This is a genomic window from Pyxidicoccus xibeiensis (genome assembly GCF_024198175.1).
Lineage (GTDB): Bacteria > Myxococcota > Myxococcia > Myxococcales > Myxococcaceae > Myxococcus > Myxococcus xibeiensis.
In genome coordinates, this window is record NZ_JAJVKV010000008.1 from 359,043 (window position 1) to 381,048 (window position 22,006).

Sequence of the window (22,006 nt, forward strand, 5' to 3'; positions counted from 1 at the left end):
CGGCGCCTGGCCGTGGGCGCGCCGGTCCTTGTCTGGGCCCGGCCCGTTTGGCAGGGTGCCGGCCCATGCAGACCGCCAGGCCATTTCGCATCCTCGGAGTCCAGCAGATCGCCATCGGAGGGACGGACAAGGGTCCCCTGCGCAAGCTCTGGGTGGACCTGCTGGGGCTGACGCCCCACGGCACCTACCGCAGCGAGCGGGAGAACGTGGACGAGGACATCGTCGTCGCGGGCGCGGGTCCCTTCAAGGTGGAGGTGGACCTGATGCAGCCCATCAATCCCGAGGGAAAGCCCCGGGTCCACGAGACGCCGCTCAACCACGTGGGCATGTGGGTGGACGACCTGCCGGCGGCGGTGAAGTGGCTGGAGGGGCAGGGGCTGCGCTTCGCGCCGGGCGGCATCCGCAAGGGCGCGGCCGGCTTCGACATCTGCTTCGTCCACCCGAAGGGCAACGAGCAGTTCCCCTACAGCGGCGAGGGCGTGCTCATCGAGTTGGTGCAGGCGCCGCCGGAGGTCATCGCCGCCTTCGACCAACTGTCGGCTGGTGCTCACTGAGCCTGCTGGCCCCGGGGCTCAGGCGCGGAGGGTGGGCTCGCTGGAGTCCCTGCGTCCCCGCCTCACGCGCGCGACCAGGGCCCGGAGCCCGGGCCTCACCACGCGCTCCACGCGGTCGGTGGCGATGCAGAGGAGGAAGGTGAGGCCGATGAGCGCGGCGAGCAGCAGCCAGAACCCCAGCCACCCGCTCTTGTCTCCCCAGAAGCGCTGGAAGGAGAAGACGCCGCCAATCCGGTAGAACAGCAGCATCTCGTGGAAGAAGTACGCGGACAGCGACGACGTGCCGAACACCTCGATGAAGCGCCGCAGGCGTGACGGCTTCGCACCCACGGCAACCCGGCCCTCCAGCCACAGCAGCCCGAGCAGCACGGCGCACACCCACCCGAAGCGCGCCGCCGAGTTGGACGGGTTGGCGACGAAGAAGCGGTGGGGCGGGTACAGCGAGTAGAGGAAGTCTCCCGCCACCGCGCCCGCGAGGCCCAGGGCCACCATCACCCCCAGGCCCCGGATGAGCCCCGCCCGGCCCCACGCGCCCGCCAGCGTCCCGGAGAAGGCGCCCAGCCACGCGAAGCCCAGCCACGGCAGCAGGGGGAAGGGCGCGAAGGACGACTTGTTCGTCAGCGTGGCCAGGGGGCCCTTCACCAGCTCGCCCAGCGGGGCCACCGCGAAGACCGCGAGGGCCAGCAAGAAGGTCACCGCGCCCAGCAGCTTCGGGCGAGGGGCCAGGACCGCCGCCACCGGCAGGACGATGAGCAGACACACGCCCACGCACTGGAGGATGTCCATGCGGAGGATCCACACCGGCTCCTTCAGCAGGGGGAACCACGCCCAGTTGACGAGCGTGGCCACGGCGAGGACTTCCAGGATGCGGCGGAAGTTGCGGCCCACGCGCTCGCGCAGCACGCCGCCCGCCGCGCTGCGCACCATCAGCAGGGCGGTGGCGAAGCCCGCGGAGAAGATGAACGCGGGGGCCACCAGCCCGTCGACCTTGAGCAGCCGGCCCACCCAGAGGCTCTTGCGCAGCTCCGGCGTGAGCAGGGCGAGCGCGTGGGTCTGGATCATGAACAGCACCGCGATGCCGCGCAGCCAGTCGATGGCGCGCACGCGGTCCTGGGATACCGGGGCAGGGGCAGGGGCAGAGGGGGAAGTCACGGCCGGCGAACCCTACTATGCTCGTCCACGGTCGGCTCCAGGCGTCAGGAGCCGGGTGGGGTGGGTGCATGACGACAACAGCGACCTTCGAGGAGCTCCTCACGGTGGCGAAGGGGCCGGAGGGCACGAAGACCCTCATCGTCACCGGCGCGGGGGTGAGCCTGGCCAGCGGCATCCCGACCTTCCGCGGCCCGGACCCGGGCGCGGTCTGGGCGAACGACGTCACGGAGAAGGGTACCCGCGCCTACTACAAGCGGGTGCCCCACGAGTCCTGGCTCTGGTACCTCAAGCGCTTCGAGCTGGCGCGCGGCGTGAAGCCGAACGACGCGCACCGGGCCCTCGTCGCGTGGGAGCAGTGGCAGGCGCGCCACCAGCGCGACTTCCTGCTCGTCACCCAGAACGTGGACACGCTGCATGAACAGGCAGGGAGCCGTGGCCTGGTGAAGGTCCATGGCAGCCTGGACGAGGCCCGGTGCACGCGCCTCCGGTGCAAGCACGGCCCGCCATGGGGCACGATTCCAATCGCGCAGCTGGACTTCGGCCCGCTCCACGCGGACCCGAGCCCCGAGACGGTGCCCCGCTGCCCCGAGTGCAAGAGCAAGCTCCGCCCGCACGTCTTGTGGTTCGACGAGCTGTACTCGGAGCACGAGTCCTACCAGTTCGACCACGTGCTCCTGAGCGCGAAGCGGGCCACCCTGGTGGTGTTCATCGGGACGTCGTTCTCCGTCGGTGTCACGGAGGCGGTGTCGCAGCGGGGGCTGAAGAATGGCGCCCAGGTCTTCAGCATCGACCCTTCGGGCATCAGCCCCTCGCCGCGCATCCGCGTCGTGGCGGCCCAGGCGGAGCTGGTGCTGCCACGCCTCGTGGCAGCACTCCCCGACTGAGCCGGAGGCTCAGCGCACCCAGGACACGTTGCTGATGGTGAACTTCGAGCCGTCGGTCTTCTCCGTGTTGGTGTACGGCATGTACACGCGCGTGGAGAAGGTGTTGGCGGCGGTGTCGATTTCAATCAGCCGCGTCGGGTTCGTGCTGCTGTCGTGGTACGTCGTCAGCATCTGGTAGATCTTGTTCCCCTGGGTGCCGGTGACCTCCCGGTAGGCGGACGTGCCCACGTGCCCGGAGAAGATGAACCGGACGTTGGGGTACAGCTTCAGCGCGTTGTCGAAGACGTACTGCGGGCTGTTGTTGCCGTAGCCGCCGTTGCTCTGCTCGATGCCGCCGCTGCTCGTCTGGTGCGAGTGGGTGATGACGATGACGTTGTGGCGGGGGTGCGCCGCGAGGACGGTCTTCACCCAGCCGACCACGTCCGTGCGCGCCCACAGCTCCAGGTTGAGCACGAGCCAGTTCAGGCCGCCCGCCGTGAAGGTGTGATAGCCGTTGTCGCTCTTCCCGGCCTCGTACACGCCTGCCAGCGCCTGGAAGCGCGTCGTGGGGAAGTAGGTGTTGAAGGTGGTGGTGTTGCGGAGGTTGGCATTCACGTTGCCGGGGCAGGCGCTGCCACCCGGGCACGTGGCCGCGGTGTCATGGTTCCCGACGGCGATGGCATAGGGAATCTGCGCGGCGTCGAGCTTCTGGAAGGCGTTGCTCGCGCGGACGTACTGGATGTGGTCCGGCGTGTCCCAGTTGCACATGTCGCCCGTGTGGCCCACGAAGCGGATGTCGAGCGCGCTCTTGTTGTCGGCGAGCCACTGCATGCGGTGGTCGATGAGCGTCGACGCGGACACCAGCTCGTTCTGCGTGTCGGGGATGATGACCAGGGTGAACTTCGTGTCGACGGGCACCGGGGCGGTGGGCGCGGCGTACAGCTTGATGCCCTCGTCGACCCAGCCCGCGCTGCTCAGCGCGCTGCGCTCGGCCGCGGTGATGGCGAAGCGGTGCTTGCGCAGCGTGGTGTTGGAGTAGCGGTAGACGGGGACGAGGCACGGGTCCGCCGTCTTCGACGCGTAGAAGCCGATGCCCTCGTCGGTGGTGAAGCCGCCGTTGGTGAGCAGGTCCTGCCGCTCCGCCGCGTCGATGGTCCAGAAGTGCTCGTTGCGGCTCGGGCTGTAGAGCCGGTAGACGGGGGACAGCCCCGTGCCCGTGGCCCTGGAGGCGCGGAAGGCGATGCCGCGGTCCTCGGTGTAGCCGTAGGTCGTCGCGGCGTTGGCCGCCTCGTTCGCGTTGTACGTGTAGAGGCTGTCACCGTTGGCCGGCTTGATGCGGTGGTAGATCGGCGACGAGGCCATCGCGGCGCAGTCGAGCGCCGCCTCGTCGGTGCCGAGCTCGGAGGGCTCGGCCTGGGGATTGCCGCCACAGGCCGAAAGCCCGCCTGCCAGTGCCAGGGATACGATGAAGTTCGGGGTCCTCAAGATGGGTCCTTCCTGGGTGAAGCGACCCCGGGCCGGCTGACCAGGGGTCGCCTATCTGACCGTTTTCACGGGTAAAGAAGGTATTGCGCGGTTCCGATACCATCTGCCGTGAGGTCAGGGAAGACCCATTTCTCAGAAATTGAGTCAGCGCGCGGCGGCGTCCTTGAGCGAGGCCATGTCGATGACGAAGCGGTAGCGCACGTCGCTCTTGAGCATCCGCTCGTAGGCCTCGTTGATCTTCTGGATGGGGATGACCTCGACGTCGGAGACGATCTGGTGCTTCGCGCAGTAGTCGAGCATCTCCTGCGTCTCGGCGATGCCGCCGATGCTGGAGCCGGCCAGCCGCTTGTTGCCGTTGATGAGGGCGAACGCGGCGACGGGGGTCGGCTGGGGCGGGACGCCGACGAGGACCATGGCGCCGAGGGGGCGCAGCATGGACAGGTACTGGTTGTAGTCGTGCGGCGCGGAGATGGTGTCGATGATGAGGTCGAACTTGCCGGCGAGCTTCTTGAAGGTGCCTTCCTCCTTGGTGACCTCGAAGCCCCGCGCGCCCAGGCGGCGGGCGTCCGCCTCCTTCGAGCGAGACGTGCTGAGCACCGTCACCTCGGCGCCCATGGACGCGGCGAGCTTCACCGCCATGTGGCCCAGGCCGCCCAGGCCGACGACGCCCACGCGGTCACCCTTCTTGCAGTTCCACTGGCGCAGCGGGGAGTACGTGGTGATGCCGGCGCACAGCAGCGGCGCGGCGGCGGCGGGGTCGAGGCCCTCGGGGACCTTCAGCGTGAAGCGCTCGGAGACGACGACCTGCGTCGAGTAGCCGCCGTAGGTGGGCGTCTTCCGGTCCATCTGGGTGCCGTTGTAGGTGAGGGCCATGCCCTTCTCGCAGAACATCTCCAGGTCCTGACGGCACGGCTGGCAGTCGCGGCACGAGTCCACCATGCAGCCGACGCCGGCCATGTCGCCGACCTTGAGCTTGGTGACGTGCTGGCCGACCTGCTTGACGCGGCCGATGATCTCGTGGCCGGGGACCATGGGGAAGATGGAGCCGCCCCACTCATCGCGGGCCTGGTGGATGTCGGAGTGGCAGACGCCGCAGTAGAGGATGTCGATGAGCACGTCGTGCGGGCCGGGCTCGCGGTGCTCGAAGGTGAAGGGCGCCAGCGGCTTTCCGGCGGCGGGGGCGGCATAGGCCTGGGTCTTGAGCATGGTGTTTCTCCGTCAGTGGGCGGGTTGAATGTCCCCTGATATGCCTCCTGCGCGCGACCTCGGAAACTGGCGTGATGTGCATGGGTCGTTTAGGAATTCTTCAAGATGGCCTTTACCCCCCTGAATGCCCTGAACGCGTTCCTCGCGGTCGCCCGCCGGCGCAGCTTCACGGCGGCCGCCAGCGAGCTCGGCGTCTCGGCGTCGGCGCTCAGCCAGTCGGTCCGGCAGCTCGAGGAGCGCCTGGGCATCCCGCTGCTCACCCGGACGTCTCGAAGTGTAGCGCTGACGGATGCGGGGCGGAGGCTGCTGGAGAACGCCGGGCCGGCCGTGGACCAGGCGCTCGACGCGCTGAAGACGGCCTCGGCCATGCCGGGGGAGGTGACGGGCAGTGTCCGGCTGTCGGTGCCGTCCGTCGCCGTGCCGCTCATCATCAGGCCTCTCCTCCCACGGCTGCTCGAGCGCCATCCGAAGGTGGAGGTGGAGGTCAATGTCGACAACCGGCTCGTGGACATCGTGGCCGAGGGGCTCGACGCGGGCATCCGCTTCTCGGAGTCCATCGAGCGCGACATGGTGCAGGTCCGCCTGTACGGGGCCTGCCGGTTCGTCGTGGTGGGCTCACCCGCGTACCTGGCCCGGCGGGGCATTCCGGAGACGCCAAAGGACCTGCTGGCGCACGACTGCATCGGCATCCGCTCGACGACGACCGGAGCGCAATATCAGTGGGAGCTGGATCGCGGGAAGCAGAGCTGGCGCATCCCGGTGCGTGGGCCGATAGCCTCCAATGACGGGACGTTGATCCGGGAGATGGCCGAGGCAGGGCTGGGACTCGCGTACCTCTTCGAGCCGCAGCTGGAGAACGAGCTACGGCGAGGCTCCCTGCGTGTGGTTCTCGAGCCCTACGCGGGCCTGGTGCCGGGCCTCTTCCTCTACTTCCCCAGCCGAGCGCAGGTGTCGCCGGCCATGCGCGCCTTCGTGAACCTGGCGCGCGAGGTCGCCGCGGAGCGGCAGCCGGAGGCACCTGCGCCCGTGACATCTCGTCCGCCGAAGAAGCGGTGAGCGGCCAGGTCCCCAGGACCCGCCCCCTCGCGGAGAGAGGGCGGGGAGGGGGGCTACCAGGAGATGCCGTCGAGGTAGACGGTGCCGGTCCAGGTCCCGCTGGTGGTGAACTCCACGCCGAGCCGGTGGAGCGGAGTGGTGCTCGCGGACGGCAGGGTCACCGTCACTGCGTTCCACGCGTTCGCCTGAAGGCTGCTGATTCCGGTCCAGCGTCCGGTGTAGCGCCAACCTGCCGCCGCACCTTCGAGGGCGAACGGCTGGATGGCGGTGATGCTGCTGCCGGAGGGAATCCACACGCGGAAGGTCACCGTCGCGCCCCGAGGGACCTGAGCGGTGAGGACCGTCGCCATGCCGGTGCCCGCCGTTCCGCTGAACGGCACCGCGAGCGAGCGTGTCCCCGAGAAGGCTCGCGTCGTGGAAGTGCTCACCGGCCTGAGTGGAGCGCCGGAGGCGAGCCACAGCTCGGTGCTGGACTCGAACCCGTAGCCACGCGTGCCACCCGTGCCGCCGTCGGTTCCGCCCGTGCCTGCGTCCGTGCCGCCGGTGCCGGCGTCGCGAGGGCCGGTGCCTGCGTCGACGCTGCCCGTGCCCGCGTCCCTGCCTCCCGTGCCTGCATCGATGCCGCCTGTGCCAGCGTCCCGACCGCCAGTGCCTGCATCGATGCCGCCTGTGCCAGCGTCCTGACCGCCTGTGCCAGCATCCGTGCCACCGTCTCGACCACCCGTGCCGGCATCCGTGCCTCCACCGGTTCCAGCGTCGACGCCACCATCCCGACCGCCCGTGCCGGCGTCGAGGCCACCCGTGCCCGCATCCGTCCCACCGGGCGTGCCACCATCGGTGCCTCCAGGTCCGGGCAGCGTGGTGCCCGCGGCGGGCAACGTCAGGCCTCCGGCCTGGAGGAACGGCGCCGCGCGGCTGCGGATGTACGGCTGCCCATCCGCGCCCAGGTCGTTCTGGTAGGAGCTCTGCCCGCCAGCCCCGGCGCCGAAGAGGAGCGCGATGACGCCCGAGTTCGCGAACTTCCTCCGGTGCGCATCACCACTCGCCCCGAAGAAGTACTCGGTGCGGTTGTCGCGGTAGCCCGCGCGCGCGGTGCCGTCGTTGTGAACGTTGCGGTGGTTGGCGTTCCCGAGCGGAATCTGCCACAGCACCCAGCGCTTGCCGGTGGCCACGTTCATCAGCCGCAGCCACTCCGCGTAGCGATTGAACGAGCTCGAGGAGATGGACGCGTTGTCGCTCGCATCCCACCAGCGCTGCTGGCCCTGCGTCAGCCTGTAGAAGTCCGAGTCCCTATCCAGCGGATCTCCCACCAACACGTCATACGTGGTGCCGGTGGCGTTGGGCCCGAGGCCCAGCGGCTTGAGGAAGTTGGCGACCTTGTCCACCTCGGGCTGGAGCGGGTCCGTCACCGAGAAATAGGCGATGTCCTTGCCGCTGGCCCACCCGGACACGTGGATGCCGAGGACGACGTTGTTCGCGCCCACCGCCTTGCGCATCTGGAGGAAGGCCTGGCCCCAGCCCGCCACGGTGTTGGGGAGGGTCGCCAGCTCGGGCAGCCCGGTGGCCGCCACCGCGGCGTACGCGTTGGGGTTGGAGTTCGACTGGAACTGGAGGAAGCCCACGGCGTCCGGCTCCACCAGGATGAGCACGGGCTTGCCGTGCTCCTTCGCGCGCTGCATCAGCACCTTCACGTCGCTGAAGTAGCTCCGCATGGTGGTGGCGTTCTGTACCTTGGCGAGCGACTCGCTCTCACCACCGCCCGGCTCGGAGAACAGTTGGTAGAAGACGGGCGCCGCGATGTAGCCCTGGGTGAACGACTCCTGCATGAAGCTCGCGCCCCAGCTGCCGTCGGGCTGGCCCCAGCCCCAGTTGTCCACCCAGCCCTTGGTGAAGTACCGGTAGCGCACGTCCCAGGGCACGCCGCTGTCGCGCATCCAGCTCTGCCCGGCCTCCTCGAAGAGCCCCACGAGCAGCCGGTTGGGAAGTCCCGCGGGCACGGGCCCCTGCACGCCTGACGTTGTCTGGGCGGAGGCTGGCACCGTGGCCAGGGCGGTCAACAGCAGCGCCATGGCGGCGCGTCGGAAGTTCGTTCTCATGGCAGCCTGGATACAAACGGCGGGCGCTCCGTACGCCGCCCGCCAGGGCAGGTGCCGACATTCCAACCGCGTTGCTCACTCCCTACGCATGCCGCCGGACACCTGCCTGCCCGGCCTCACGACAGGCGGCTACCCATGCGCACTCGCGGTACCTCGCACGGTCCATGTGCGCTGTTCGCGAGCAGATGCCAGCTCAGCCACCAGGGCACGTCAGCCCGCGCTCGGGCGCATCGACGTCCTGGAGCTGGAGCAGGCACCGCAGGGCCTCCGGGTCCGCCGAGTCCACCGCGTACGAGCGGCGCCACAGCAGCGCGGCCACGCGCGTGGGCATGTTCGGGTCCTGCGCGACGAGCGCCCGGCGCACCCCGTTGGCCCCCGCCTTCACGGTGGCCGCCGCCGCTTCCAGCTTCGCCACCTCGTCCGGGCAGCCGTCGGGGCAGTTGTAGAGGAACACCGCGTGCCCGTGCTCCAGGTTGTGGATGTACAGGCAGCGTGAGACGGGCTCGGCGTACACGGCACAGCGCGCCACGCTGCCGCAGTGCACGCCGGAGCTCGGCGGGTTCTCGGACGGGCTCGCCCCGGACCCACAGGCCGTGTTGTCACAGGTGGCGACATGGCGCGCTTCCGTCTGCGCCGACAGCGGGAACTCGAAGCGTTCGCAACCCTGCTGGGGCTCCGGGTCGGTGGAGCCACACGCGGTGAGCGAGAGGAGGGCGGCCAGGGAGGGGACGAGGACGAGAGGGCGGAGCATCACCCCCTCGTCATACCGCATCAGCCGGGGAACGCGCCGCGTCGCTCCACGTCGAAGGTCCGCAGCCCCCGGAAGCCCGCGGCCTCGATGAAGCGGAGGAAGTCCGCCTGGGACAGGCTTCCGCCCGTGGCACGCGCATGCCCGTTCGCGTACTCGCCCTCCAGGGGCGGCAGGTCCAGGTCCTTCAGCCAGGCGATGAGGTCCACGGGCGCCCGGCTGCGCATCGCGAAGTTCACCCGGCCCGGCAGGTAGCCCGCGTTGGCGACGATGACGATGTGCTCGGGCAGCCGCTGCGCCCAGCGCACCGCGACCAGCGGATGCACCTGCGCCTCGGAGCTGATCAACAGCAGCGCCACCTTGCCCGCGAAGCGCGGAGGCGTCTTCGCGCACCGCGCCACCTCGTGTTGAACTTCCAGCCGGCAGTCGCGCAGCACGTCCACGCCGGGCACGTGCCCCTCCGAGATGTCCGAGGCCTTGCCCGCGCGCAGCAGCACCTCCAGTGCCACCGGGACGGGGAACCGCGCCGAGCGCCGCGCCGCGTTCAGCAGCGCCACCGACTCCGTCACCGCCTTGCGTCCCGCGCGCTTGAGCGCGTCCTTGAGGAACGGCATGGGGGCGTCCGCGCCCAGGTCCGCCACCGTCCCCATCACCGCCAGCCACTCCAGCGGCCCGGGCACCACCAGCGGCGACACCAGCACGTACGTCAGCAGGCTGCTGTTGGCGATGGGCTCATGCCCGTTCGCGGTGAGCACCCGCGCGCCGGGAGGGAAGGTGTCGGAGAGGTGGTGGTCCACCACCAGCGTCGGCAGGTCCGGGACGATGGGAGCCGCGCGGCTGCCCATGTCGAGCACCACCAGCGAGTCCCAGGCGCCGACTCGCAGCCGGTCCTGGAAGGCCGGCGAGTGGGCATGCTCTCCCTTGCCGGGCACCCTCGCCAGGGGCCGCGCGCCTACGGCCTCCAGTGCGCGCAGCATCAGCACGCCGGACGTGAGGCCATCCACGTCGGTGTGCGGAGCGACCAGGACCCGTCGGCCCTTCTGCTCCTCGAGGAAGCGGCGAGCATCGAGCAGCGCCTGCTCGGGCGCCGGCCACAGCGGGTCCCTGGTGTGTCCCAGCAGCATGGTTGGAAGCTGTAACGCCGCGCGGGCGTGGGGGAGGGCGGGGCCGGAGTGCTCGCACGGTGCCCGTCCTGGCTCGCACGCCCTGTCGGCCCGGTGTGAGACAGCCGGTGCCATGAAGAATCTCAAGGGCACCATGGAAGGCCCCTCGACCTATCGACTTGGCTATGTGGCCAACTGCCTGACGCTCGGCGTGGGCGCCAGCCACACGTGCCGCCTCGCCGGCGCCACCCCGGAGCGGCTGGAGGCGCTCACCGCGCAGAACCTGGAGGAGCTGGAGCAGATCCTCCTCTTCAACGAGGCCCAGCGCATCGAGGTCTTCCGCATCGGCTCGTCGCTGGTGCCCTTCGCGTCGCACCCGGTGAACACGCTCACCTGGTGGAAGACCTTCGCGAAGACGTTCGACCACCTGGCCCGCATCGTCCGTCGCTCGGGGCAGCGGCTGTCCCTGCACCCGTCGCCCGCGGGGGCCTCGCTGTCCTCGCGCCATCCACACGTGCGCGAGGCCGCGCTGAGGGAGCTGCGCTACGGCGCCCGCGTGCTGGACCTGCTGGAGGCGGGGCCCGAGGCGCGCGTGGTCCTCCACGTGGGAGGCGCCGCGCCGTCGCGCGAGGAGGCGCTCGTGGCCGCGCACCGCTTCCTGGACGAGATGCCGGACGACCTGCGCAACCGCATCACCGTGGAGCACGACGACAAGGTGTGGAGCGCGCGCGAGGTGCTGCCGCTGGCGCGTGAGCACGGCGTCCCCATGGTGGGCGACAACCTGCACAACGCCGTGCTGCCGTCGAACCCGGAGCTGTCGCTGAAGCAGCTGGTGCGCGAGGCCGCCGCCACGTGGACCGCGCTGGACCTGCGGCCCAAGTTCCACCTGGCCAGCCAGAAGAAGGACGGGCGGGCGGGGGCGCACTCCGACTTCGTGGACCCGGCGGACTTCCGCGCCATGGTGGCCGCGCTGGAGCTCCCCGCGGACTTCATGCTGGAGGCGAAGGAGAAGGACCGCGCGCTCTTCGCACTGCGTCAGCTCGGCGAGAAGCCCCGGCGGGCGAAGGGGCAGGGCGCCGTCGCACCGTAGACGTCCTGTCGCGGCGCCCACACTCCCTACTTTCGGGGTGTCATCGGGCGGCCGTTCTTCTACGGTCCGCCCCATGAACCGGAAACTCCCCCTGCACCCCCTGCTGCGCACGGCCCTCGCGGCCCTGGCGCTGCCCGCCGTCCTGGGTTGTGCCCAGGACTCGCAAGCGACGCGTGAGGCCCCGGCCACCGCCGAGTCCGCGCCCCAGGCCGCCACGTCCCAGGCCCAGGCCACGCCCGAAGAGGCGAAGCAGTTCGCCGAGAAGGTCAACGCGGACCTGAAGCGCCTGTGGACGAAGCAGGCCACCGCCGAGTGGATCAAGAACACGCACATCACCGATGACACGGAGCGCAACGCCGCCTACGTCAACGAGGAGGTGCTGGGCTACATCAACGGCGCCATCAAGGGCTCGCGCCGCTTCGACGGGCTGCAGCTGGACGCGGACACCGCGCGCATGCTGCACCTGCTCAAGGTGTCGCAGGCGCTGCCGGCGCCCTCGGACGCGCAGAAGCGCTCCGAGCTGGCCGCCACCGCCGCGAAGCTCGAGGGCATCTACGGCAAGGGCAAGTACTGCGGCAAGGACGGCAAGGGCACGTGCCGCGACCTGGGCGAGCTGTCCGACGTCATGGCGGACAGCCGCAACTACGACGAGCTGCTCGACGCGTGGCAGGGCTGGCACGGCGTCTCCCGCCCCATGCGCCCGCTGTACGAGCGCCTGGTGTCCATCTCCAACGAGGGCGCGCAGGACATCGGCGTCGCGGACCTGGGCACGCTGTGGCGCTCGGCCTACGACATGCCGCCCGCCGAGTTCGAGAAGGAGGCCCAGCGCCTGTGGGGCCAGGTGAAGCCGCTCTACGACGAGCTGCACTGCTACGTGCGCGGCCGCCTGGCGAAGCAGTACGGCGAGGCGAAGGTGCCCGCCGGCAAGCCCATCCCCGCGCACCTGCTCGGCAACATGTGGGCGCAGGAGTGGAACAACATCTACCCGCTGGTGGAGCCCTTCCCCGGTCAGGCCAGCCTGGACGTGGACGCCGAGCTGAAGAAGCAGGGCTACGACGCCCTGCGCATGGTGAAGCTGGGTGAGAAGTTCTTCACCTCGCTCGGCCTCAAGGAGCTGCCGCAGACCTTCTACGAGCGCTCGCAGTTCACCAAGCCGAGGGACCGTGAGGTGGTCTGCCACGCCAGCGCGTGGGACGTCACCTATGAGAACGACCTGCGCATCAAGATGTGCATCAAGCCCACCGAGGAGGACCTCATCACCATCCACCACGAGCTGGGCCACAACTACTACTACACGTACTACTACAACCTGCCGGTGCTCTATCAGTCCGGCGCCAACGACGGTTTCCACGAGGCCATCGGTGACGCGCTGACGCTGTCCATCACCCCGGCCTATCTGCAGCAGGTGGGCCTGCTGAAGTCGGTGCCGAAGAACGAGAAGAATCTCATCAACCTCCAGCTGAAGGACGCGCTGGAGAAGGTGGCCTTCCTGCCGTTCGGCCTGCTGGTGGACCAGTGGCGCTGGGAGGTCTTCTCCGGCCGCGTGACGCCGGCGGACTACAACAAGTCGTGGTGGACGCTGCGCGAGAAGTACCAGGGCGTGGCCGCGCCGGTGGCCCGCTCGGAGGCGGACTTCGACCCGGGCGCGAAGTATCACGTGCCCGCCAACGTCCCGTACACGCGGTACTTCCTGGCCCGCATCCTCCAGTTCCAGTTCCACAAGGCGCTGTGCGAGGCGTCCGGCCACAAGGGCGCGCTGCACGAGTGCTCCATCTACGGGAACAAGGATGCCGGCAAGCGGCTCCAGGCCATGCTGGAGCTGGGCGCGAGCAAGCCCTGGCCGGAGGCGCTCCAGGCCATGACGGGCACCCGGCAGATGGATGCAACTCCGCTACTGGACTACTTCAGCCCGCTGCGCACCTGGCTCCAGGCGCAGAACAAGGGCCAGAAGTGCGGCTGGTAGCGCGCTCCGCGGGGGTGGACTCCCAAAACGGGTGTGAATAAATTCCCACCCGTCCTGGCGGAATCGCTTGGTAGGACCGGATGCGGATTTTCGCGTCCGTGACGAAAGAAGAAGAGCGCAAATGGCTACTGGTACCGTGAAGTGGTTCAACGATGCGAAGGGCTTTGGCTTCATCACCCAGGACGGCGGTGGTGAGGACGTGTTCTGCCACCACTCCGCCATCAACATGGATGGCTTCCGCACCCTCCAGGAGGGGCAGAAGGTGGAGTTCGAGGTCACCAAGGGCCCCAAGGGCCTGCAGGCGCAGAACGTCCGCGCCGCCTGAGTCCGGACGTCGTTAGAAACGCTTCCTGAGGCATCATGAGGGTCCGGCCCACCAGGGTCGGGCCCTTTGTGTTTCTGGAGCGCCCATCGTGTCCTCGCCGAAGAAGCCCCGCGCCTCGCGCGCCCGCCTGCTGCCGCTGCTCGCCATGCTCGGCTGTTCCACCACGCCCTCCGTGCCGGACGCGCCGGGCCCTACCGCGGCCACGCCGCCCGTCTCGCAGGAGGCGCCCCCCGCCGCGAAGGAGCCCGCCGCCATGAAGCCCGCATTCGACGTCGCCGCGGTGAAGGCGGAGCTGCTCGCGAAGCACGGCGAGGCGCACCGGGCCCGCATCGAGCGCGGCGTGGACCAGGTGGCGGCGCAGTGGCGGCCGGAGGACGGCGACGCGGCGGCCTTCATCCGCGAGAACTTCCTGGCGGATTCCAAGGCGCTGGACGCGACGTTCTCCCGGCTGGAGAAGCTGTTCGAGCAGCTCGACGGCCACATGAGCGAGCTGGGCCGCGAGCTGCAGTGGTACCTGGACCTGGACCTGGGGCCGCTGCTGCCGGTGGAGCCGCTGCTGGGCGCGTATGACCCGTCCACCAACGTCACGACGGACCTGTTCCGCTCGAAGGTGGGCTTCGCGGTGCTGCTCAACTTCCCGCTCACCACGCTGGCCGAGCGCGTGGAGCAGGGCCCGAAGTGGACGCGGCGGCAGTGGGCGGAGGCGCGGCTGGCGGGGCGCTTCAACCGGCGGGTGCCGGCGGAGATAGAGCAGGAGTCGTCCAAGGCCATCGCAGACGCCAACCTCTACATCGCCGAGTACAACGTCTGGATGCACCACCTGCTGGACGAGCAGGGACAGCGGCCCTTCCCCAAGGGGCTGCGGCTCATCAGCCACTGGAACCTGCGCGACGAGCTGAAGGGCAACTACGCGGACCCGAACGCGCGCGCGAAGCAGCGGCTCATCATCCAGGTGATGGAGCGCATCGTCACGCAGACGATTCCCGCCGCCGTCATCGACAACCCCCGGCTGGACTGGAACCCGTTCACCAACGCGGTGACGGCGGCGCCGCCGGAGACGGTGGAGGAGGACGCGCCCGCTCGCGAGGCGAAGGCGTCCAAGGACCCGGAGCCGGACACGCGCTATGCGCGGCTGCTGGCCACCTTCCAGGCTGCGCGCAAGGCGGACCCGTACGTGCCGGTGGCGCCCACACGGATTGCCCGCGCCTTCGAGCTGGTGCGCGAGCTGCCGGAGGAGCGGGTGAAGGCGGTGCTCACCCAGGTGCTGGAGTCGCCGGTGGTGCCGTTGGTGGCGAAGGAGATTGAAGCGCGGCTGGGGCGGCAGCTGGGGCCGCAGGACCTGTGGTATCCGGGCTTCAAGCCGGGGGGGAAGCGGCCGGAGTCGGAGCTGGATGCGCTGACGCGCAAGCGCTACCCCACGGCGGACGCGTTCGCGAAGGACATGCCGCGCATCCTCCTGGGCATGGGCTTCACGAAGGCGAAGGCGGACTGGCTGGCGGCGCGCATCCGCGTGGACGCGTCACGCGGGGCGGGCCACGCACAGCCGGCGGCGCGGCGGGGTGACTTCGCGCGGCTGCGCACCCGCGTGGAGAAGGGGGGCATGAACTACAAGGGCTACAACATCGCGGTGCACGAGCTGGGGCACAACGTGGAGCAGGTGTTCAGCCTCTACTCAGTGGACCACACGCTGCTGGCGGGCGTGCCCAACAACGCCTTCACGGAGGCGCTGGCCTTCGTGTTCCAGGCGAGAGATTTGGAGCTGCTGGGCCTGGGCAAGCCGGACGCGGCGGCCGAGCGCGAGCGGGTGCTCAACGACTTCTGGCAGACGTGGGAGATTGCCGGCGTGGCGCTGGTGGACATGGCGGTGTGGCACTGGATGTACGAGCACCCGGACGCCACGCCGGCCCAGCTTCGCGATGCGGTGGTGGCCATCTCCCGCGAGCACTGGGACCGGTACTACGCGCCGGTGCTGGGCGGGAAGGGCAGCCCGCTGCTGGGCATCTACAGCCACATGATCAGCTACCCGCTCTACCTGCCGGACTATCCGCTGGGGCACCTCATCGCGTTCCAGATTGAAGAGCACCTGACGCGCAAGGGCCCGCTGGGCGCGGAGTTCGAGCGGATGGCCACGCACGGCGCTGTGACGCCGGACCAGTGGATGATTCACGCCACGGGCGCCCCGGTGAGCGCGGAGTCGCTGCTGCGCGCCACCGAGGCCGTGCTGAAGAAGCCGTAGCGCTACGGCTGCTGCGTGGTGTCGCCGGGGATGTCCACCAGCTCCACGTCGAAGACGAGGACGGCGTTGGGGGGGATGCGGGAGCCCGGGGGCGGGCGCTCGCCGTAGGCCATGTTGCCGGGGCAGGTGAGCTTCGCCTTGCCGCCCACCTTCATCTTCGCCACGCCCTGCGTCCAGCAGGGGATGACGCCGTTGAGGGGGAACTCGATGGGGATGCCGCGACGGGCCGAGGTGTCGAACACGGTGCCATCCACCAGCCGGCCCTCGTAGTGCACCTTGACGGTGTCGGTGGCCTTCGGGCTGCGGCCCTTGCCCGCCACCGTCTCCTGGTAGATGACGCCGGAGGGCAGCTTCGTGGCGCGGGGCTCCTTCGCGGCGCGCTCCAGCAGCGCGGCGCTGGCCTGGGCCTGGCGGGCCTTGGCGAAGGCCTGGATCTTCGGCGCATACTCCTTCGGGTCCATCTCCTGCGCGGTGCCGTTGATGCTGTCGGTGATGCCGCGCTGGAGGAGCTGGAGCTCCTCGGGCGTGAGGGCGAAGAGGGAGAGGTCACGCCCGACAGAGGCACCGAGGGCGTAGATGGTCTTCGCGTCCTCGGACGAGAGGTCGGGAGGCGCGGAAGGCGCCGGTGCCTTGGCCGCGGGCTCGGGCTTCTTCGCGGGTTGGGAGTTCTGCGCCTGGGCGACCGGGGCGCCGAGCGCCAGCACGAGGGCCGCCGTCCACATCCGTTGCATGCTTCCGCCTTTCATGAAACCCGCTGGACTATAGCTGCCAGGCTCGGGTCGTTTTCTTGCGACTTCATCGCGCGCCTCTACCCTGAATCCAGGTTGCTTCACCCCCGAAGCGGCCTGTTGCACAGACCGGAGGCAACGCAGCAATGAGCGACAAGCGTAAGTCCAAGCGGGCGCCCCTCGACATCTACCTCAACAAGTACATGGGTGGCGTGCCGTACATGTCGCGGGCCGCGGACATCAGCCAGGAGGGCGTGAGCCTCGCCCGGCTGATTGAGCCCCAGCACGCGGCCAAGCGCGTCGGCCTCCAGTTCCAGCTGCCGGGCTCGGAGGAGATCATCTACGCCGAGGGCGAGGTGGTGCGCGAGTGGGTGGAGTCGGCGTCCCCCGCGAAGCGCGAGCGCTCCGGTGTGCGCTTCACGCTCCTCACCGAGCGTCACCGGCGGATGATCGACGCCTACGTCGACCGACACGCCAACGAGAACTGACGCGACGCGGCGCGCTCCAGGGCGCGCCTTGACTTCCCTCGAAGCGCGCTCATTGAATGGCGGATCATTCTGTCCTGAAGCTACCCGCGAAGTCGGGTGAGGACTGGAGGATTTCCCGTGAGGCGTTCGCTGTGGGGGTTGTTGCTGGCGGTGGTGCCGATGACGGCGCTCGGCCAGGGCAAGGAGGCGAAGGCCCCGGCGGCTTCGGCCGCGCGTCCGGCGAGCACCTCGGGCACTGGCACGGCGACCGCTGAGGTCGCGCGGCCCGCGGCGGTGGGCGTCAACTGGGAGGGGCAGGTGCTTCGGGCGACCGGGGCGGGTGCTCCGGACCTGAAGGCGTCCAACCCGGCCCAGGCGCGCCTGGGCGCGGAGCGGTCCGCGAAGCAGGACGCGTTCCGCAACCTCCTCGAGCAGACGAAGGGCATCCAGCTCAGCGCGGGCCGCACCGTGGGGGACGAGATGTCCCGCGACGAGGTGCGCGGCCGCGTGGAGGGCGCCATCCGCGGCTACAAGGTCGTGGCCAAGCGGTACTTCTCGGACAGCGGCGTGGAGGTGGACGTGGAGGTCCCCCTGGCGGCCATCACCGCCTCGCTGGTGACGCCCGCGCCGGACTCGGCCATCGCGCTCAACGCCGAGGGGACGAAGAAGTACACGGGCCTGGTGGTGGACGCGCGGGGCCTGGGCGTGAAGCCGATGCTGGCGCCCCGGCTCCTGGATGGCTCGGGCAAGGCGGTCTATGGCGCGGCGGCGCTCTCGAGCGAGAGCCGTGCCACGTCCGGCGTGGCGGCCTGGTTCGAGAGCCTGGAGGCCGCGAAGAAGGCCACCCTGGTGGGTGAGAAGCCGCTGGTGGTGAAGGCCACGGGGCTGAAGGGCTCGGACCTGGTGCTCTCCTCGGACGACGCGAAGGCGCTGGCCGAGGTCAACACACGCTTCCTGGCCGAGGGCCGGGTCGTCATCGTCACGCAGTAGCCCAGCGGGGTCAGCGACGTCATGCAGGGCCACTTCAAGGAAGGCCGCAGCCCGTTCGCCCCGCGCTTCGCGGGAAGCACGGGCGTGCTCGGCAGGGTGGCCACGCCGGCCCGCGTGACGGGTGTGACGCGCAACATTGCCGAAGTGGCGCTGGCGCGTTGATGCGCGGCGCGTGGCTGGCGGCGGTGGTGGTGGCGGTCTCCGGGTGTGCGAGACGCCAGGAGCCGGAGTCCGTGACCCGCGCGCGCGCGCTGATGGAGGGCGCGGAGCAGACGAGCGGGAACCTGGCGCTGCGCTGCGAGCCGGAGGATGCGGACGTGTACCTGGATGGCGTCCTCCAGGGGCAGTGCAGCGACTTCACGGGCTCGCCGAAGGGGCTCCGCGTGGGCGTGGGGCTGCACCACGTCGAGGTGAAGAAGCAGGGCTTCTGGCCGTACACGACGTACTACGAGGCCAGCGGGGCCCGGGCGAGGCTGACCATCCAGCTGAGGCCCATGCCGGCCCCGGGGGGTGGTGCCCCGTAAAGCGACGTGACTGGAGGGCCGTGGTGGCCCGTAGGGGCAGGGCGTGGCCCGCGTGTGGCCCGGAGCCGGTGCACCAGTCAAGCAGCCTGCGCCGGGGAAGTGGGCCCAGGTTCCCTCTCCGTGCGAGATTCCGGTAGAGGAATGAGAAGCGGTCGTCCGGGAGCTGCAGGTCGAGGGTGGGTGGGGTGGTAGGCCGTGCGACGGCGGTGGACCGGAAGCTCCGCGACGATGATTTCGGCGCTTTCGTGCAGCGCAATCAGGCCTTGAAGAAGCCGTAGCCCGTAGCTGAAGAGGAGATCGCCATCTCACGCCGCCGGAAGAACAGTGCCCCCGCCGCGGTGAAGCCCACCGCGAAGCCCGCCGTCCCGCTTGCTGGCCCCGTGCTCCATGCGGTGGCAGCACCGAAGGCCGCCGCCGCCTCGGGAGCGGGCGGGCAGTCGAGCGTTGCCCTGGCAGCCGGGGCCGCGAGCATGGCGCCAGAGGCCGGGCTGTCGGAGTCCGACGCGCGGCGCATCGACCTGTGGTGGGCCGGCGTGATGGTGGGCTCGCTGGCGCTGGTGTTCGCGCTGCTCTCCGTGTTCGGCGGAGTGGCGGTGCCGGTGCTGCTGGCCCTGGCGGGGGCCTACGTCTTCAACCCGGTGGTGACGGCGCTGGAGAAGCGCGGGCTGAATCGGACCTGGGGTACGACGGTCGTCTTCGTGGCGGGCACGCTGCTGATGGTGGGCGCGGTGCTGTACCTCATCCCGGTGTTCCGCGAGGAGGCGGCGAAGCTGCCGGACTTCTTCCGCCGCGCGAGCACGCAGGTGGTGCCCCAGGCGGAGGCGCTGCTGGGGCGGTCGCTGCCGGACCTGGTGCGGCAGCGCACCGCGGAGCTGGGGCAGCAGGCGTCGGACCTGGTGCAGAGCGCGGGCCCTGCGGCGGCGCGCATCCTGGCGAGCTTCGCGGGCAACACGGCGCGCCTCGTCGTCACCCTGCTGGGCCTCACGGTGGTGCCGGTGCTGGCCTTCTTCTTCCTGCAGGACTACCCGCGGCTGATGGGCATGGTGAAGGACCTGCTGCCCCGGCGTGCTGTGGGACTGGTGGGCCGGCGCTTCGCGGAGGTGGACGAGGTGCTGTCCGCGTTCGTGCGCGGGCAGCTCACGGTGGGCGCGGTGCTGTCGGTCATCTACGCGGCGGGGCTGTCCGCGGGGCGCATCGACATGGCCATCGTCATCGGGGTGATTGCCGGGTTCGGCAACATGGTGCCGTACCTCGGCACGGGCGTGGGCATCCTGCTGTCGCTGGTGGGGCTGATGCTGTCGTGGCAGGGGCCGTGGCAGCTCGGGGTGGTGGCCGGCACCTTCGTCATCGGGCAGATGCTGGAGGGGCTCGTCATCACGCCACGCATCGTGGGTGAGAAGGTGGGCCTGGCGCCGGTGGCGGTCATCATCGCCATCCTCGCGTTCGGCGAGCTGTTCGGCTTCGTGGGCATCCTCCTGGCGGTTCCGGTGGCGGCCATCCTCAAGGTGGTGCTGCGCGTGGTGGTGCAGCGCTATCAGCGCACGCGGTTGTACTCGGGAGAGGCCCGCTCGCCGTGACGGCCGTGGCCGTACTGCTGGCGGCGCTGCTGGCCCAGGCTCCCGGGCCCGACACGCTGGCGCTGCCCGGCTACCGGCTCCACCTGGTGGTGGACGAGTCCGTGGACGCGGACACGCTGCGCGCCCTGGCCGGCAGCGGCACGGTGCTGTGGCTGCGCACGCGCTCCAACATGCTGCGGGACTCCACGGTGGAGGCGGTGGCCCGCTTCCCCGAGGCCTATGTCCAGCTCCGGCCGCCGCTGCTCGAGGCCCAGGCAGGGCAGCTCCGCCGGGCACCTCGGGCGGGGGCCTGGCTGGACTCGCGCACCCTGGGAACGGGAGGGGCGTGGCACCACCGGCTGGGGCCCCGGAAGGTCGCGGTGGACGTACACGGACGCCTGGATGCGGAGACGGCTCGGAGGGTGGCCGCGCTTCGTCCCTCGCGGGTGACGTGGCTGCCTGAAGCGGCCGAGGCGACGCTGGCCGGGTGGGGCGAGCTCGTGCAGCTGCCGGGGGCGAAGGTGCTGGTCCTGGCCCGCGCGGTGGGAGTCGCCGCGGGGGCAGGGGCGGAGGCCGCGCTCGCGTCGGAGCCTGGCGAGAGGCGGACCGGGGCCGATGGCGTGCTCGGAGCCGGGCCCGCCGCATCTCCAGGTGGGGGGCGCGCCGAGGCGACAGGGTCCGGCCCCTCGGGCCCGATGCGCGCTTTCGCTGCTACCTGCACGGACGAAGCGCTCTCCGGTCCCCTGGCCGTCACTCGCGCCCGAGTGGCCCTCACGGTGGAGGCTGGCGCACCGGTGGCGGGGCCTCCCTGTGGCGTGGGACGGCGGGTCCGCGTTACAGGGCCGCCGGATGATGCGGCGCTGGTGGCGCTGTTCAGCCGGATGCCCTCCGCAGAGCTGGAGCTGGAGGTGGGCTCTTCCCCGGCGGCGCTGACCAACGCGCGGGCCTGGGTGGAGCGGCTGGAGGCGGCCGTACGCGGGAGCCGGGAGTGACGAAGCTGGAGAAGCTGCACAGGGAAATCGTGGCGTGTCGGGCGTGCCCCCGGCTGGTGGAGTGGCGCGAGGAGGTGGCGCGGGTGAAGCGCCGCGCGTACCGCGACTGGAACTACTGGGGCCGGCCGGTGCCGGGCTTCGGGGACCCGCGGGCCCGGCTCATCATCGTGGGGCTGGCGCCGGCGGCGCATGGGGCCAACCGGACGGGGAGGGTGTTCACGGGTGACCGCTCGGGGGACTTCCTGTTCGCCGGGCTCCACCGCGCCGGCTTCGCCAACCAGCCAACGAGCCAGCACCGCGAGGACGGGCTGACCCTGAAGGACGCCTTCATCGTGGCCGCCGCCCGCTGCGCCCCGCCGGACAACAAGCCGCTCCCGGAGGAGCTGGCCCGGTGCGCGCCCTTCCTGGACCGCGAGCTGGCCCTGCTGCCCGGCGGGGTGCTCCTCGCGCTGGGGGCCATCGGCTGGAACGCGGCGCTGGCCTCGCTGGACCGCTCCGGGGTGAAGCTCCCCACGCCCCGGCCCGCCTTCGGCCATGGGGCCGAGTTCGCCCTGCCGGGCGGGCGGACGCTCCTGGGCTGCTACCACGTCAGCCAGCAGAACACCCAGACGGGCCGGCTGACCCCAGGGATGTTCGATGAAGTGATGGCCCGCGTCCGCGTGTTGCTGGACGGGAAGAGTTGAGGGCCCTCGCCATGTTTCCTTGACAGCCGCGGGAGCCCGCTGCTATTCCCGCCGCCCATCAGCACGACGGGTCGTTAGCTCAGCGGTAGAGCACTACCTTGACACGGTAGGGGTCAGTGGTTCGATCCCACTACGACCCAACACAGTAGAGAGTTCTCTCAGCGGGCGGCACGGCTTCTCAAGAGCCTG

Annotated in this window: 21 protein-coding genes and 1 tRNA gene; 15 read left to right on the forward strand and 7 right to left on the reverse strand. The window is 70.3% G+C overall.

Features of this window, described 5'->3' with window-relative positions; genetic code table 11:
* Positions 1-65: 65 nt before the first annotated feature.
* Positions 66-554 (forward strand): VOC family protein, encoded by a 489-nt coding sequence (locus LXT23_RS32600; protein WP_253984275.1) that lies wholly within the window; start codon positions 66-68, stop codon positions 552-554.
* Between the two features lie 18 nt (positions 555-572).
* Here the strand turns inward: LXT23_RS32600 and LXT23_RS32605 are convergent, their stop codons facing one another.
* Complete coding sequence (locus LXT23_RS32605) at positions 573-1,706, reverse strand: heparan-alpha-glucosaminide N-acetyltransferase domain-containing protein (protein ID WP_253984276.1); 1,134 nt, start codon at positions 1,704-1,706, stop codon at positions 573-575.
* Positions 1,707-1,774: 68 nt separating this feature from the next.
* Here LXT23_RS32605 and LXT23_RS32610 point away from each other — a divergent pair, with 68 nt between their 5' ends.
* Positions 1,775-2,590: an SIR2 family NAD-dependent protein deacylase gene (locus LXT23_RS32610; RefSeq protein WP_253984277.1), complete on the forward strand. Its 816-nt coding sequence runs from the start codon at positions 1,775-1,777 to the stop codon at positions 2,588-2,590.
* A gap of 9 nt (positions 2,591-2,599) precedes the next feature.
* On the opposite strand, the gene LXT23_RS32615 is transcribed toward LXT23_RS32610, so the two are convergent.
* Entirely contained in the window at positions 2,600-4,054 is a 1,455-nt protein-coding gene (locus tag LXT23_RS32615; protein ID WP_253984278.1) for a metallophosphoesterase, read from the reverse strand.
* Between the two features lie 144 nt (positions 4,055-4,198).
* On the reverse strand, positions 4,199-5,260 hold the full coding sequence (locus tag LXT23_RS32620) for an NAD(P)-dependent alcohol dehydrogenase (RefSeq protein WP_253984279.1): 1,062 nt from the start codon (positions 5,258-5,260) through the stop codon (positions 4,199-4,201).
* 105 nt (positions 5,261-5,365) lie between these two features.
* Between LXT23_RS32620 and LXT23_RS32625 the strand changes: the two genes are divergently transcribed.
* Complete coding sequence (locus tag LXT23_RS32625) at positions 5,366-6,316, forward strand: LysR family transcriptional regulator (protein ID WP_253984280.1); 951 nt, start codon at positions 5,366-5,368, stop codon at positions 6,314-6,316.
* A gap of 53 nt (positions 6,317-6,369) precedes the next feature.
* Here the strand turns inward: LXT23_RS32625 and LXT23_RS32630 are convergent, their stop codons facing one another.
* The 3 genes from LXT23_RS32630 to LXT23_RS32640 form a co-directional block, all read right to left on the reverse strand.
* Positions 6,370-8,412: a hypothetical protein gene (locus LXT23_RS32630; RefSeq protein ID WP_253984281.1), complete on the reverse strand. Its 2,043-nt coding sequence runs from the start codon at positions 8,410-8,412 to the stop codon at positions 6,370-6,372.
* A gap of 193 nt (positions 8,413-8,605) precedes the next feature.
* The gene (locus LXT23_RS32635) at positions 8,606-9,163 is read right to left on the reverse strand and encodes a DUF3105 domain-containing protein (RefSeq protein ID WP_323379110.1); all 558 of its coding nucleotides are present in this window, start codon (positions 9,161-9,163) and stop codon (positions 8,606-8,608) included.
* Between the two features lie 20 nt (positions 9,164-9,183).
* Positions 9,184-10,284 carry a DHH family phosphoesterase gene (locus tag LXT23_RS32640; RefSeq protein ID WP_253984283.1) on the reverse strand — a complete coding sequence of 367 codons (1,101 nt, stop codon included), beginning with the start codon at positions 10,282-10,284 and terminating at the stop codon, positions 9,184-9,186.
* A gap of 112 nt (positions 10,285-10,396) precedes the next feature.
* Here LXT23_RS32640 and uvsE point away from each other — a divergent pair, with 112 nt between their 5' ends.
* From uvsE to LXT23_RS32660, 4 genes are all read left to right on the forward strand, one after another.
* Positions 10,397-11,353, forward strand: coding sequence for a UV DNA damage repair endonuclease UvsE (gene uvsE / locus LXT23_RS32645; RefSeq protein ID WP_253984284.1), 957 nt, complete (start codon positions 10,397-10,399; stop codon positions 11,351-11,353).
* A gap of 73 nt (positions 11,354-11,426) precedes the next feature.
* On the forward strand, positions 11,427-13,316 hold the full coding sequence (locus tag LXT23_RS32650) for a M2 family metallopeptidase (protein WP_253984285.1): 1,890 nt from the start codon (positions 11,427-11,429) through the stop codon (positions 13,314-13,316).
* Positions 13,317-13,437: 121 nt separating this feature from the next.
* Positions 13,438-13,641 carry a cold-shock protein gene (locus LXT23_RS32655; RefSeq protein WP_253984286.1) on the forward strand — a complete coding sequence of 68 codons (204 nt, stop codon included), beginning with the start codon at positions 13,438-13,440 and terminating at the stop codon, positions 13,639-13,641.
* 145 nt (positions 13,642-13,786) lie between these two features.
* Positions 13,787-15,877, forward strand: coding sequence for a hypothetical protein (locus LXT23_RS32660; protein ID WP_407692929.1), 2,091 nt, complete (start codon positions 13,787-13,789; stop codon positions 15,875-15,877).
* 2 nt (positions 15,878-15,879) lie between these two features.
* Here the strand turns inward: LXT23_RS32660 and LXT23_RS32665 are convergent, their stop codons facing one another.
* On the reverse strand, positions 15,880-16,608 hold the full coding sequence (locus LXT23_RS32665; protein WP_253984287.1) for an FKBP-type peptidyl-prolyl cis-trans isomerase: 729 nt from the start codon (positions 16,606-16,608) through the stop codon (positions 15,880-15,882).
* 143 nt (positions 16,609-16,751) lie between these two features.
* Between LXT23_RS32665 and LXT23_RS32670 the strand changes: the two genes are divergently transcribed.
* From LXT23_RS32670 to LXT23_RS32705, 8 genes are all read left to right on the forward strand, one after another.
* On the forward strand, positions 16,752-17,093 hold the full coding sequence (locus LXT23_RS32670) for a PilZ domain-containing protein (RefSeq protein WP_253984288.1): 342 nt from the start codon (positions 16,752-16,754) through the stop codon (positions 17,091-17,093).
* 117 nt (positions 17,094-17,210) lie between these two features.
* Positions 17,211-18,062, forward strand: coding sequence for an LPP20 family lipoprotein (locus LXT23_RS32675; protein ID WP_253984289.1), 852 nt, complete (start codon positions 17,211-17,213; stop codon positions 18,060-18,062).
* A 21-nt stretch (positions 18,063-18,083) separates the two neighbouring features.
* Positions 18,084-18,224 (forward strand): hypothetical protein, encoded by a 141-nt coding sequence (locus LXT23_RS32680; RefSeq protein WP_253984290.1) that lies wholly within the window; start codon positions 18,084-18,086, stop codon positions 18,222-18,224.
* Complete coding sequence (locus LXT23_RS32685; RefSeq protein ID WP_253984291.1) at positions 18,224-18,586, forward strand: PEGA domain-containing protein; 363 nt, start codon at positions 18,224-18,226, stop codon at positions 18,584-18,586. Before LXT23_RS32680 ends, LXT23_RS32685 begins: the two co-directional genes overlap by 1 nt.
* A gap of 470 nt (positions 18,587-19,056) precedes the next feature.
* Complete coding sequence (locus LXT23_RS32690; protein ID WP_253984337.1) at positions 19,057-20,163, forward strand: AI-2E family transporter; 1,107 nt, start codon at positions 19,057-19,059, stop codon at positions 20,161-20,163.
* Complete coding sequence (locus LXT23_RS32695) at positions 20,160-21,134, forward strand: hypothetical protein (protein WP_253984292.1); 975 nt, start codon at positions 20,160-20,162, stop codon at positions 21,132-21,134. Before LXT23_RS32690 ends, LXT23_RS32695 begins: the two co-directional genes overlap by 4 nt.
* Positions 21,131-21,817 (forward strand): uracil-DNA glycosylase, encoded by a 687-nt coding sequence (locus tag LXT23_RS32700; RefSeq protein ID WP_253984293.1) that lies wholly within the window; start codon positions 21,131-21,133, stop codon positions 21,815-21,817. The genes LXT23_RS32695 and LXT23_RS32700 overlap by 4 nt, the downstream gene beginning before the upstream one ends.
* Positions 21,818-21,885: 68 nt before the next feature.
* Positions 21,886-21,957 (forward strand) — tRNA-Val (locus LXT23_RS32705).
* Positions 21,958-22,006 lie beyond the last annotated feature (49 nt).

What these genes read in the sequence shown, in the direction of transcription:
- LXT23_RS32625 (WP_253984280.1), top strand. Translation starts at nt 5,366, where the DNA reads ATGGCCTTTACCCCCCTGAATGCCCTGAACGCGTTCCTCGCGGTCGCC.
- LXT23_RS32665 (WP_253984287.1), bottom strand. Translation starts at nt 16,608, where the DNA reads ATGCAACGGATGTGGACGGCGGCCCTCGTGCTGGCGCTCGGCGCCCCG.
- LXT23_RS32660 (WP_407692929.1), top strand. Translation starts at nt 13,787, where the DNA reads ATGCTCGGCTGTTCCACCACGCCCTCCGTGCCGGACGCGCCGGGCCCT.
- uvsE (WP_253984284.1), top strand. Translation starts at nt 10,397, where the DNA reads ATGAAGAATCTCAAGGGCACCATGGAAGGCCCCTCGACCTATCGACTT.
- LXT23_RS32600 (WP_253984275.1), top strand. Translation starts at nt 66, where the DNA reads ATGCAGACCGCCAGGCCATTTCGCATCCTCGGAGTCCAGCAGATCGCC.
- LXT23_RS32690 (WP_253984337.1), top strand. Translation starts at nt 19,057, where the DNA reads ATGGCGCCAGAGGCCGGGCTGTCGGAGTCCGACGCGCGGCGCATCGAC.
- LXT23_RS32655 (WP_253984286.1), top strand. Translation starts at nt 13,438, where the DNA reads ATGGCTACTGGTACCGTGAAGTGGTTCAACGATGCGAAGGGCTTTGGC.
- LXT23_RS32635 (WP_323379110.1), bottom strand. Translation starts at nt 9,163, where the DNA reads ATGCTCCGCCCTCTCGTCCTCGTCCCCTCCCTGGCCGCCCTCCTCTCG.
- LXT23_RS32620 (WP_253984279.1), bottom strand. Translation starts at nt 5,260, where the DNA reads ATGCTCAAGACCCAGGCCTATGCCGCCCCCGCCGCCGGAAAGCCGCTG.
- LXT23_RS32680 (WP_253984290.1), top strand. Translation starts at nt 18,084, where the DNA reads ATGCAGGGCCACTTCAAGGAAGGCCGCAGCCCGTTCGCCCCGCGCTTC.
- LXT23_RS32650 (WP_253984285.1), top strand. Translation starts at nt 11,427, where the DNA reads ATGAACCGGAAACTCCCCCTGCACCCCCTGCTGCGCACGGCCCTCGCG.
- LXT23_RS32610 (WP_253984277.1), top strand. Translation starts at nt 1,775, where the DNA reads ATGACGACAACAGCGACCTTCGAGGAGCTCCTCACGGTGGCGAAGGGG.
- LXT23_RS32670 (WP_253984288.1), top strand. Translation starts at nt 16,752, where the DNA reads ATGAGCGACAAGCGTAAGTCCAAGCGGGCGCCCCTCGACATCTACCTC.
- LXT23_RS32640 (WP_253984283.1), bottom strand. Translation starts at nt 10,284, where the DNA reads ATGCTGCTGGGACACACCAGGGACCCGCTGTGGCCGGCGCCCGAGCAG.
- LXT23_RS32685 (WP_253984291.1), top strand. Translation starts at nt 18,224, where the DNA reads ATGCGCGGCGCGTGGCTGGCGGCGGTGGTGGTGGCGGTCTCCGGGTGT.
- LXT23_RS32630 (WP_253984281.1), bottom strand. Translation starts at nt 8,412, where the DNA reads ATGAGAACGAACTTCCGACGCGCCGCCATGGCGCTGCTGTTGACCGCC.